This is a genomic window from uncultured Paracoccus sp., assembly GCF_947496875.1.
Taxonomy (GTDB): domain Bacteria; phylum Pseudomonadota; class Alphaproteobacteria; order Rhodobacterales; family Rhodobacteraceae; genus Paracoccus.
On sequence record NZ_CANMEH010000017.1, the window covers coordinates 40,633 to 51,685 of the forward strand.

Here is an 11,053-nt window from a genome sequence, read left to right on the forward strand (position 1 = left end):
ATGGGCGGGACGGGGGTCATCGACAATTTTCTCGGCATCTTCACCGGCTACATCGACTCGGGCTTTGGCCTGCTCGGCGGTGAGGTTGCCTTTATTGCCACGACGCTCATCGTCATCGACGTGACGCTCGCCGCCCTGTTCTGGGCCTGGGGCGCCGACGACGACATCATCGCGCGCCTGGTGAAGAAGACGATCTTCGTCGGCGTCTTCGCCTATATCATCGCCAACTGGAACAATCTCGCCCGCATCGTCTTCGAGAGCTTCGCCGGCCTCGGCCTCATGGCCTCGGGCACGGGGTTTTCTGCCGCCGATCTCCTGCGCCCTGGCCGCGTCGCCCAGATCGGCCTCGATGCCGGGCGCCCGCTGCTCGAATCCATTTCCGATCTCATGGGCTGGATCGCGGTCTTTGAAAACCTCGTGCAGATCCTCTGCCTGTTCTTCGCCTGGGCACTGGTGATCCTCGCCTTCTTCATCCTGGCGATCCAGCTCTTCGTCACCCTGATCGAGTTCAAGCTGACGACGCTTGCAGGCTTCGTGCTGATCCCCTTCGGTCTCTTCGGCAAGACCGCCTTCATGGCTGAAAGGGTCCTGGGCAATGTCGTCTCATCCGGCATCAAGGTGCTGGTGTTGACCGTCATCATCGGCATCGGCTCGACGCTCTTCGGCCAATTCACTGCAGGCTTCGGCGGTGCGACCCCGACCATTGACGACGCCATGGCCATCGTGCTGGCCGCCCTTTCTCTTCTCGGCCTCGGTATCTTCGGTCCCGGTATCGCCACCGGCCTCGTCTCGGGCGGCCCGCAACTCAGCGCAGGGGCGGCGGTTGGAACCGGCCTCGCGGTCGGCGGTGCTGCTGTCGCGGGCGGTGGCGTGACCATGCTTGCGGCGCGTGGTGGCGGTGCCGCACTTTCGGGCGGTGCTGCACTTGCCCGCGGCGGGGCCTCGGCCGCCGGTGCGGCCTCGTCGGCCTATACGCTCAGTTCCATGGGCGGGTCCGGTGCAGCCGGTGTCGCGTCCGGCCTTGGTGGCGTGGCGCGCACCGGAGCATCCGCAGCCATCTCGCCCCTCAAGCGTGCCGCGTCTCGCTCCGCCGACAGTATGAAATCCAGCTATTCCGACGGCGCAAAAGCGGGGTTCGCGGCGTCCGGCGGCAGCTCCTCAATGGGCACGATCGGCGGCGCCCCATCGCCTGATCCGTCAACGCCCTCAGCCGCAGATAGCCCGCCGGCCTGGGCGCAGAACATGCGCCGCAGCCGGGCGATGAGCCATGGCGTCACCGCTGCCGCCCATGCCGTCCGGTCCGGCGACAGCCATGGTGGCGGCTCCTCCGTCAGCCTTTCCGAAAGTAACCGCACATGAACATCTTCAAACGACCGACGACCCATTACGGCAAGATGCCGGAACCCGAAACGCCCTATCAGCGCGCCGCGCAGGTCTGGGACGACCGCATCGGCTCGGCCCGGGTCCAGGCAAGGAACTGGCGCTACATGGCGTTCGGCTCCTTGATCCTCGCGGCAGGTTTCGCCGGCGCTCTTGTCTGGCAATCGGCGCGTGGGAGCATCGTGCCATGGGTCGTTCAGGTGGACAATCTCGGCCAGGCGCAAGCCGTCGCGCCGGCAGCAGCCGATTATCGGCCGACCGACCCGCAGATCGCCTTTCACCTCGGCCGTTTCATCGAACAGGTGCGCGCGCTCCCGGCCGACGCCATCGTCGTCCGCCAGAACTGGCTCAGGGCTTACGAGTTCACCACCGACCGGGGCGCGGCCGCATTGAACGACTATGCCCGCTCCAACGATCCCTTCACGCGCGTCGGCCGCCAGCAGGTAGCCGTCGAAGTATCGAGCATCATCCGGGCGTCGCCGGACAGTTTCCGTGTGGCCTGGTCTGAGCGGCACTACGAGAACGGCCAACTCTCCACCACCGAGCGATGGACCGCGATCCTGACGGTCGTGATCCAGACCCCGCGCAATGCCGAGCGGCTGCGCTCCAATCCCCTCGGAATCTATGTCAACGCGATCAACTGGTCGCGGGAGATGAGCCAATGACCGCCACGACTTTCCGCAAAGCCGGGCTTCCGGTTTTCCGCAAACCCGCCTTCGCGGCTTTGCTGCTTTCCGCCACCATGCTGGCCGGCTGCGCCACCAACCGGACGCCGCAGTTCAGCTACGACGCCGATGTGCCGCCGGTGCCGACCGTGCAGGCCGCCGCAGCCGACACAACGCCCCGGCCGCTGCACGTCCCGCCCGCCTGGACTGTGGCGCGGGGCGGCGAGGCTGCCGGCACGGCGACGGCCCGCGTCGAGAACGCCAATGCCGCCGCCCGCGTCGAGCCGCGCCGGGAAGGCTACTATAATGCCATCCAGATTTATCCCTGGTCGGAAGGCGCGCTCTATCAGGTCTATGCCGCAGTCGGGCAAATCACCACCATCGCGCTGGAGCCGGGCGAAAGCCTGACCGGCGCGGGGCCGATTGCCGCCGGAGACACCACCCGCTGGATCATCGGTGACACGGAGAGCGGCAGCGGCCCGACCCGCCGGGTGCATGTGCTGGTGAAGCCGACCCGACCGGACATTTCGACCAACCTCGTCATCACCACCGACCGGCGCATCTACATGATCGAACTCCGCGCCCGCGAAGCTCTCTATATGCCTGCCGTGGCATGGGCGTATCCGACACCACCGCCGGGAAGCCGCGTGACCACGCCCTCAGCCCCCGTCATCCCGGCCGAGACCGCGCGCAACTATCGTTACGGCTTGCAGGTGCAGGGCAGCAGCCCGCCATGGCGGCCGGTTTCCGTCTTCGACGACGGCAGGCGCGTCTATGTCGTCTTCCCGCGTGGCATCGTGCAGGGAGAGATGCCGCCTCTGTTCGTCCTTGGATCGGACGGCGAACCGCAGATCGTCAATTCCCGCATCCATCGGAACGTCCTGATCGTGGACCGCCTGTTCGGCGCAGCGGAACTTCGCCTCGGCAGCGGCGACCGCCAGCAGGTCGTCAGGATCGTCCGCGTCGAGCAGACGCGGGCCGCAGCCCAGCCAGCCGGTGCGACCACGGGAGGATCACCCTCATGAGCGATACCGACACCGCAGCCCCCATGCGGTTGCGCGCCGAGCCGCCCCGCGTCACCCGCCTGTCCCGCAAGGTGCTGGCAGGCGCCGGAGCCGTTGCCCTTCTCGGCATTGGCGGGGCACTGATCTACGCTCTCCAGACCCGCGATGCCGGGCCGGGCGGCGGCGAACTCTATTCGACCGAGAACCGCCCCACAGCAGATGGGCTTGCCGGCCTGCCGCGCGACTATACCGGCCCGGTCCTGGGACCGGCGTTGCCGGGCGATCTCGGTCGCCCGATACTTGAGGCGCAGAATCGGGGGCAGCCGGTCGCGCCACCGACCATCACGGCGCCCGCCGTTGATCCAGATGAGCAGCGTCGTCTCGCCGAGGAAGAAGCCGCTCGTCTGAGCGGCGTGTTCTTCCAGTCTGGCCCGCGGGCTGGAGCGACGCCGGGAACGACCATGCCCGGCCTCGCGGGTCTCGATCTCGGTGGTCAGGCTCCAGCGCAGGATCGCCATACCGCTTTTCTCAACGGGCCTGTGGACCGGCAAACCGTCGCCCCGGATCGCGTCGCACCACCGGCATCGCCCTATATCCTTCAGGCCGGGGCGGTGATCCCGGCGGCGCTTATCACCGGCATCCGTTCCGATCTGCCCGGCCAGATCACGGCCCAAGTGACCGAGAACGTCTATGACAGCCCGACCGGCAGCTTGTTGCTGATCCCGCAGGGAACGCGCATCATCGGCCAATATGATGACGGTGTGACCTTCGGCCAGCGCCGCGTCCTGTTGGTCTGGAATCGCCTGATCCTGCCCGGCGGCCGCTCCATCGTCCTGGAGCGCCTGCCGGGTGCGGACGCTTCCGGTTACGCCGGGCTTGAGGATGGCGTGGATTACCACTGGTGGGATCTGATGCGGGCCGCTGGCCTCTCGACCTTGCTTGCGGTCGGTGCGGAATTGGCCAGCAGCGACGAGGATCGACTGATCCGCGCCATACGCGACGGGGCGCAGGATACCATCAACCAGGCGGGTCAGCAGATCGTCCAGCGCCAGTTGCAGGTCGTACCGACACTGACGATCCGTCCTGGCTACCCGGTCAGGATCATCGTCACCCGCGATCTGGTATTCGAGCCGGCAGGAGGTTGACCATGACAAAGCTGAAACTCGGCCCGCTCCCCGACGACAAGCCCGTGAAGGTGACGGTGGAACTGCCCGCGTCGCTTCACCGCGATCTGGTCGCCTATGCCGAGGTACTGGCCCGCGAGACCGGCCAGCCCACCGCCGATCCCGTCAGGCTGATCGTACCGATGTTGGAGCGGTTCATCGCCACGGATCGTGGCTTTGCAAAGGCGCGAAAGATCCGCTCATGACGTGATCGGGTGTTTGGCCGGGCCGGTTGCCGCGATCATCTCCATGAGCGCGTCTATCACGCTCTGCGTCGAGTCCCACTTCGCCGCGTGGTCCAGCAGGCGGTTCTGAATGTTCAGACTGACCGCTCCATGGATCGTTGACCAGAACATGAAGCCGTAGCGTTGCAGGTCAGCACCCGGCAAGTAACCATGCTCCTGAGATGAGCGCAGGCCTGTCAGCAGCAGACTCAGGACCTGACGACCCGCTTCGCTTGACCACGGATCATCGCTCACCCCAAGCTTCGGGGGCGGTGAGAACATCAGCCGGTACAGAGTGGGGTTCTCCAGGGCGAAGCGCGCATAGGCATAGCTGCCATCGCGCAAATAGCCGAACGGATCGCCTCGCATCTGTTCGAAAACCGCGAACTTCTCGTTGTAGAGGCGTCCAAATCCTTCGTCGCGCGCCGCGCGCAGTAAAGCATTCTTGTTGCGGAAATGGCCGTAAAGGGCCGGCGCCGTGCAGCCCACGGCCTGTGCCACCGAGGTCAGTGGAACATCGAAGTCGCCTTGCTGTGCCAGCAGACGGATCGTTTCCTCGACCGCACGGCGAGCAATATCAAGTTCCTGCTCTTTTCGGGGGCGAGCCATCGAGATCCCTGTTGCGACTGTCCGCTGAAACTGAATACGATTTATTTTTTTCGTTGACGGAGCCGATGTCAAGCAGCACCATTCCAAGAACTGAATGACATTCAGTTTGAGGCGGAGAGGAGGGGAGATGGTCGCGTCCGAATCTGGGCATCATGGTGCGCGCCTCTCTTGTGGCACGCGCCGTCGCCTTCGCCGGCAGGCCGCGACCGAACGCCGGCCAGAAGCCGACTGCGGTTCGGGATGATGCGTCATGCCTGCGCGCCGGAACAGGGACGCCCCATCTGGTAGCTCCGTCCTCGCGCGTATTGTCGAGGGCAGCGCCGGTAAGAACACAATCCGGTTGCGCCAGCTGCGGCATTTCCTTGCAGCGGCGGACCAAGGGAGTTTCCGCAAGGCAGCAATCGCGCTCGCCATCAATGAATCGTCGGTCAGCCGCCAGATCCGCGACCTTGAGGATGAATTGGGTGCCTCACTATTCATACGACATTCGGGCGGGGTGCGGCTGACGGTCGCCGGGCAGGAGTTTCTGCGCAGCGCCCGGCATGCTCTTCGGCAGATCGACATCGGCGTGACCAAGGTTGCCGCAGTCGGTCGGGCTGACCAGGGACTGCTCAAGGTCGGGATATTTTCCTCGCTGGCGTCGGGATTTCTGTTTAACCTCCTGCGACGGTTCGGGACGCGCCATCCGACCGTTCAGGTCGATCTTATAGATGGAAATCCGTCCGAGCACGTCGCTGCCGTCCGGCAGTTGGATCTGGACATCGCTTTCATAACCGGAACGGCACCCTGGGATGGCTGCGAAACGGAGCATCTCTGGTGCGAACGGGTCTTCGTGGTGCTGCCTGCTGGCCATCCCTTGGCCGCCAAAGCCGAACTCGAATGGCCTGATCTGACAGGTGAACGCTTCATCGTGAGCGATGTCGCACCGGGCCAGGAGATCCACGACTATCTGGTTGCTCACCTTGCGGGTCTCGGTCATCACCCTGACATTCAATCCCAGCAGGTGGGCCGCGACAATATCCTGTCGCTGGTAGCCGTCGGTCGGGGGCTAACGCTGACAAGCGAAGCCACCACCGTTGGGCAGTTTCCGGGGATCGCATTCCGGCAACTGGCGGATGAAGTGCTGCCCTTCAGCATGGTCTGGTCGGATAGAAACGATAATCCGGCCTGCAGGCGCCTGTTGAGCATGGCTCGAGCGATGGGGAAAACCTCGTCAACATTACAACCGAACGCCTGAGGGGACATCGTCGCTTTCCAAATGTGTGCCTCCGTTGCGATTCCTCTCATACAGCACCACTTTCAGCGCCGACGGGAAGCCTCAGCTCCGCAGGATGCATGGCACAAGAACTCCTGCGTTCCCCCCACCGAACGAAATTCGGCGGAAGTCGCGGGCTTCAGGAACCGCAGTTTCGATCATGGCGCGCGGCTATCCACTGGCTGAGCGCCTTCACCTCGGCACCGCTGAAGCCCGTGGCCATCGCATCGGCAACGCGCTGCATCATCGCCCGATCATCCGGGCCGGTCGACTTCGCGGGCCAGGATGATCGGAAATGCCCACAGGCATAACTGAACCCGGCCGCCCAGTCCCGCATGGCCATCTGGCTTCGCGCGGACATCGCCGCTGAAAACTCCGCAGCCTCTTTCGCTTGGTCCACGCAGGCGTTCGCGCGCATCAGGATCAGATCGGCGAAGCGCTGGATACTATCCGACGTGAGGTTGCCAATGGCGCTGCCGAGGATCTCGGGTAGCCACCTGTTCGGCGCGATCACCTTCGGCGCGATGGTGACCGACATCAGGAACCCGTCGATCCAGTCCGCCGTGATCGCCGAGCCTTTCACGAGGCGCGCCAGTTCGCCCTTCCGCTCCGACTTTGGCGCATCTGCCTCCGCCTCTTCCACCCATTCCTCAAGCGTGGCATCCTGATCCACGTCCGGATCGTCGAACACCCACGCCTCGATTGTCTGGTCGTGGACATCGGCCATGACCGGGATCTTCTTCAGATCGCGTCCTTCGAGGAGCGCCATTGCCGTGGCCGTGAAGCTGGCGGCGTCCGGGTGGTCGCTTGCGGCCAGCACATCTGCCGCCCGCGCGACAAGCCGCGCCCAGAAGTCGCGCCGGGTCTCGAGCCATCGCCAGAGCGCCGCGTCCAGCGCGCGCGGGTTGTGGCGGCCCTCGAGCACCTCATGCGCATGATCACCTTCCTCGAACCAGCTCTGGACGATCTCATGGCGATCCCACCAGCCCTCGCTGGCATTGATCAGCTTGCCTCGCGCCTGAGCCGAGAGACCGCGTATGCGTTCCGCGACGGGCAGCGCCGCGATCAAGGCCTCGGTCGTGACCGCTTCCGGCCGCAGCTTATCGAGGCCGCAAAGTTCCGCCACCTCGATGAGCCCCGCGGCCGGGGGCAACCCTGCTGCAAGGCCATCGGCCAGCGCCATGGCGAGGCTGCCTTCGAGCCAGGAGAGGGGCACCTTGACCGCGCCGGTCTCCTGGCTGATGCGGCTTAACAGCGCCTTCTGTTCGTTCGCCGATTTGCAGGGCACGGTGTAGGCGTCCTTGACCCCGTAGCCCTGCTTGAAGAGCAGCATCGCGGTCTTGCGGCTGCCGCCCGACTGCAGCGCGATCATGAGGCTTTGCGCGCCGCCGCCATCGGGCAGTGTGGCCATGACCGAATGGATAGTCCACGGCTTGGCTGACGCGCCGGTAGCCAGACCCGACCGCTTGGCGAGTTTCAATGCCTTGTCCACCGAGGCGCGGGCCTCGTCCTGAGGCATCCAGCTGCGCAGGATCACCATCTTGCCTGCAACCTCTTCCGACAGCGTGCCGGCGGTGGCGCGTTCGCTCAGCGCCCGTGCAGCCGCAGCGCGGATCTGCGCTGACGGATCGAGCAGCCAGAAACATGCCAGCTTCGCGTGGATCGGCTCCGATCGTCCAACCGACCATGCAATGACATGCTGACGCATTGCCGACGGCATTGCCGGGAACGTCTCGGTCAGCGCTGCATGCAGCGCGAGCGCATCGCCTTCGGTCTGCTCGATCAGACTGCGGAACAGATCTTCCAGCGCCGCCTCCGCCGCGACACGATCCTGCGGGGCAGGACTGGGCGCTGCGAGCATCATATCGGCGGCAGAAACCTCCAGAGATGTGGGTGCGGGCAGTCCGTTCGTGGTCCATGCGCTTGCAAGGAGCAGGCGGTGGAAGGGGCTCAGGCGCCCCTGGCCAGAAGCCAGTTCGACCGCATCCGCCACGGCCTCTAGAAAGGTATCACCTCGCTTCTTTCGGTTCTCCCTAGCGATACGTGCGGCACCCAGTGCCGATGCCAGCAATACGGTGAGTGGCTCCAGCTCCGGGGCACTCTCCTCCGTGGCGCAGAGCTTCGCGACCAGACGCCCACCCAATGCAGGCCGATGCAGCATCGTAAAGCTTGCGCGGTCGAGAATCTCGCCGCGCGCGCTATCATCGTCCTGCAGCCGCGACAGTTCCGCCAATGCTGTCTCGATCGGTCCTTCCGACACGTATCCCTACTTTCTGAATCACGCCCTTCCATTTTTCGCAGCCTATTCGCTGTCCGTGGGATTGTCACCGACGCGAGCACTGAGAGCGGCACTTATTGGCCCAGAACAGGTCCGACCCGTCGTCGTTGGCCACAGGTCCAGACCAGAACATCGATACTGACGCGACGGTGACCACCGGTTATGGTGCCCCATGACCTTTGCCTTCTACGATCTGGAGACGACCGGCACTTCCCCTGCATTCGATCAGCCCCTGCAATTCGCTGCCATTTTGACGGATGATGCGCTCAGGGAGATCGAGCACGTCAATTTGCGTTGCCGCATCGCGCCGCATGTCATTCCGTCGCCTTGGGCGCTTGCAGTTACCGGGGTGCGCCCGGCGCAGCTCCTGGACCCGGCTTTGCCGACGTTCTTCGAGCTTGCGCAGCAAATCGGCGCGCTGATCAAGCGCTGGTCTCCCGCGATCTGGATCGGATTCAACAGCATCCGCTTCGATGAGGAAATGCTGCGCCAGGCTTTTTATCAGAACCTGCAGCCCGACATCTTCGCCACCCAGTTCAACGGCAACACGCGCTTCGATGTGCTGACCGCGCTCTATGCCGTCTGGTATCGTCAGCCTGACCTGTTTGAGTGGCCGGTCGAGGTGGACGGCAGGTTACGCTTCAATTTGGACCGCATAGCGCCGCTGAACGGCTTTGCTGCACACGACGCGCATGATGCGCTCGGCGATGTCGAGGCGACCATACACATCGCCCGCCGCATCGCCGACCGTGCCCCGGCGCTCTGGGCAGAATTGCTGGCCAACCGGGACAAGGCGCATGTTCAAGCCAGCCTTGAAACCTACCAGCCCATGGCGCTGGTGGAGCGTTTTGGCGGCGGCCCGCCGCACGCGACCGTCGGCTGCTTCTGTGGCATGTCGGCCAGCAACGCCAATCAGGCGGCCTTCTTCGATCTTGATGCCACTGATCCGGCCGATCTCCTTGCGGCCGATGACGCAACGCTTTTTGCTGCCGTCGATGCCGCACCCAAGGTCATCCGGGCCTTCTCGATCAATAAGTCACCCGCTTTGCTTTCGGTCTCGACGCCCAGCGTTATCCAGGTGCAGCGGGCACAGGTGATCGCTACTGCTCCTGACTTCCGGGCGCGGGTCGCGCAGGCTCTGGCCGCCCGCTTCCCCAAAGATCCTGCGGCACCGCTGCCTCCGGTAGAAAAGCAGATCTATGGCGGCTTCTACAGCCATGCGGACAAGACTCTCCTTGCCAAGTTCCAGCCTGCGGACTGGCGTCGACGGCAGGAGATCGTGTCCAGTCTTGTAGACCCCCGCCTGCGCCAGCTCGGCCGCCGCCTCGTCGCGTTTCACGCGCCCGATCTGCTCTCGACCGAAGAGCGCGGGCAATACGAGGCATGGTTGCGGGGGCGCTGGTCTGCACCGGAGGACCGGGAGACTGAATGGATGACCACGGTTCGCGCACACGCTGCTCTGGACGAGATGCGGGCCGATGAAGGGCTCGATCTGGGACTTGTCGCCGAGATCGAGACATTCCTGCAACAGTTTGGTCTGCCGGAAAGCTAACGATCAGAGGCTGTTCAGCTACCAGAATCATTTTATTGCGAGGGACTAATTTATGGTTCTATACTCGCAACAGGTGAAGGAAAGGCTCGGTGTGCCCCGCAAACGGATCAAACAGCTGAACTGGGGTGCGGAGCGGCGTAACGAGTTCATCGAATTCCGGGTGTTCTGGCATGGCCGGATCAATCGCTCGGACCTGATGGAAACCTTCGGCATCTCACTCCAGCAGGCATCCCTCGACCTGACGGGCTATGCTGATAGGTGGAAGCGGAACCTCGTCTATGACAAGAGCCAGCGTGCCTATGTCCGGGGGCGGAGCTTCAAGCCGCATTTCATAAAGCCTAGCGCCGAGGACTATCTCGCTCAGCTGCGTGCCCTCGATCAGGGCCTGGTCTCGCGCGAGCAGAGCTGGATCTGTCTGTTTCCAGGCTATGGAACCACGCCGACACCCGCGGGGGGGATTGCGCCAGAAACCCTGCGCGAGGTGTTGACCGCCATTCATGAGCCATCGGCTCTTGAGGTAACCTACCAGTCGATGTCGCGCCCCGAGCCAAGCGCGCGCTGGATCGAGCCGCACTCACTGGCCTTCGACGGGTTTCGCTGGCACGCCCGTGCGTTCTGTCAGAATGACCAGGTGTTCAAGGATTTCCTGCTCTCCCGGATTGTCGAAACAGGCAAGCACGGGCCGGTCACGGCCGACCCTCAGAGTGATGTCGATTGGCACACGGAGGTCATCCTGGAAATCGGGCCGCATCCTGATCTTTCTCCAACGCAACGTCGTGCGATCGAGATGGATTATGGGATGGAGAACGAGCGCGCGCAGATTCCTGTGCGCAAGGCGCTGCTGTTCGGCTCTGTTGCACAAATCGCGTGAGGGATTCATCTCGTGAATCCAGCGTGGTAGCTGTGATGCATGAGCAGACCCA

The 11,053-nt window shown here is 64.1% G+C and carries 10 protein-coding genes; 8 read left to right on the top strand and 2 right to left on the bottom strand.

The features are described 5' to 3' along the window. From trbL to Q0938_RS15495, 5 genes are read left to right on the top strand one after another with little or no spacing between them, the layout of a single operon-like run. Complete coding sequence (gene trbL / locus Q0938_RS15475; protein WP_143794967.1) at positions 1 to 1,359, top strand: P-type conjugative transfer protein TrbL; 1,359 nt, start codon at positions 1 to 3, stop codon at positions 1,357 to 1,359. Then, a complete protein-coding gene (trbF, locus tag Q0938_RS15480; RefSeq protein WP_035746461.1) occupies positions 1,356 to 2,045 on the top strand; it encodes a conjugal transfer protein TrbF in 690 nt (229 codons plus the stop codon). The genes trbL and trbF overlap by 4 nt, the downstream gene beginning before the upstream one ends. Continuing rightward, entirely contained in the window at positions 2,042 to 3,070 is a 1,029-nt protein-coding gene (trbG, locus tag Q0938_RS15485; RefSeq protein WP_035746463.1) for a P-type conjugative transfer protein TrbG, read from the top strand. Before trbF ends, trbG begins: the two co-directional genes overlap by 4 nt. Beyond that, positions 3,067 to 4,194 (top strand): TrbI/VirB10 family protein, encoded by a 1,128-nt coding sequence (locus Q0938_RS15490; RefSeq protein WP_143794966.1) that lies wholly within the window; start codon positions 3,067 to 3,069, stop codon positions 4,192 to 4,194. Before trbG ends, Q0938_RS15490 begins: the two co-directional genes overlap by 4 nt. A 2-nt stretch (positions 4,195 to 4,196) precedes the next feature. Continuing rightward, positions 4,197 to 4,418 carry a DUF2274 domain-containing protein gene (locus Q0938_RS15495; protein WP_035746465.1) on the top strand — a complete coding sequence of 74 codons (222 nt, stop codon included), beginning with the start codon at positions 4,197 to 4,199 and terminating at the stop codon, positions 4,416 to 4,418. On the opposite strand, the gene Q0938_RS15500 is transcribed toward Q0938_RS15495, so the two are convergent. Then, a complete protein-coding gene (locus Q0938_RS15500; RefSeq protein ID WP_143794965.1) occupies positions 4,413 to 5,045 on the bottom strand; it encodes a TetR/AcrR family transcriptional regulator in 633 nt (210 codons plus the stop codon). The two genes, Q0938_RS15495 and Q0938_RS15500, sit on opposite strands and share 6 nt — an antisense overlap. Before the next feature lie 250 nt (positions 5,046 to 5,295). Between Q0938_RS15500 and Q0938_RS15505 the strand changes: the two genes are divergently transcribed. Next, positions 5,296 to 6,282, top strand: coding sequence for a LysR family transcriptional regulator (locus Q0938_RS15505; RefSeq protein ID WP_058098604.1), 987 nt, complete (start codon positions 5,296 to 5,298; stop codon positions 6,280 to 6,282). 157 nt (positions 6,283 to 6,439) lie between these two features. Here the strand turns inward: Q0938_RS15505 and Q0938_RS15510 are convergent, their stop codons facing one another. Then, entirely contained in the window at positions 6,440 to 8,560 is a 2,121-nt protein-coding gene (locus tag Q0938_RS15510) for a UPF0149 family protein (protein WP_299364161.1), read from the bottom strand. A 190-nt stretch (positions 8,561 to 8,750) separates the two neighbouring features. Between Q0938_RS15510 and Q0938_RS15515 the strand changes: the two genes are divergently transcribed. Both Q0938_RS15515 and Q0938_RS15520 read left to right on the top strand, forming a co-directional pair. Next, positions 8,751 to 10,130, top strand: coding sequence for an exonuclease domain-containing protein (locus Q0938_RS15515; protein ID WP_299364164.1), 1,380 nt, complete (start codon positions 8,751 to 8,753; stop codon positions 10,128 to 10,130). 52 nt (positions 10,131 to 10,182) lie between these two features. Then, positions 10,183 to 11,001 (top strand): WYL domain-containing protein, encoded by an 819-nt coding sequence (locus Q0938_RS15520; protein ID WP_299364166.1) that lies wholly within the window; start codon positions 10,183 to 10,185, stop codon positions 10,999 to 11,001. Positions 11,002 to 11,053: the final 52 nt, after the last annotated feature.

What these genes read in the sequence shown, in the direction of transcription:
- trbL (WP_143794967.1), top strand. Translation starts at nt 1, where the DNA reads ATGGGCGGGACGGGGGTCATCGACAATTTTCTCGGCATCTTCACCGGC.
- trbF (WP_035746461.1), top strand. Translation starts at nt 1,356, where the DNA reads ATGAACATCTTCAAACGACCGACGACCCATTACGGCAAGATGCCGGAA.
- trbG (WP_035746463.1), top strand. Translation starts at nt 2,042, where the DNA reads ATGACCGCCACGACTTTCCGCAAAGCCGGGCTTCCGGTTTTCCGCAAA.
- Q0938_RS15490 (WP_143794966.1), top strand. Translation starts at nt 3,067, where the DNA reads ATGAGCGATACCGACACCGCAGCCCCCATGCGGTTGCGCGCCGAGCCG.
- Q0938_RS15495 (WP_035746465.1), top strand. Translation starts at nt 4,197, where the DNA reads ATGACAAAGCTGAAACTCGGCCCGCTCCCCGACGACAAGCCCGTGAAG.
- Q0938_RS15500 (WP_143794965.1), bottom strand. Translation starts at nt 5,045, where the DNA reads ATGGCTCGCCCCCGAAAAGAGCAGGAACTTGATATTGCTCGCCGTGCG.
- Q0938_RS15505 (WP_058098604.1), top strand. Translation starts at nt 5,296, where the DNA reads ATGCCTGCGCGCCGGAACAGGGACGCCCCATCTGGTAGCTCCGTCCTC.
- Q0938_RS15515 (WP_299364164.1), top strand. Translation starts at nt 8,751, where the DNA reads ATGACCTTTGCCTTCTACGATCTGGAGACGACCGGCACTTCCCCTGCA.
- Q0938_RS15520 (WP_299364166.1), top strand. Translation starts at nt 10,183, where the DNA reads ATGGTTCTATACTCGCAACAGGTGAAGGAAAGGCTCGGTGTGCCCCGC.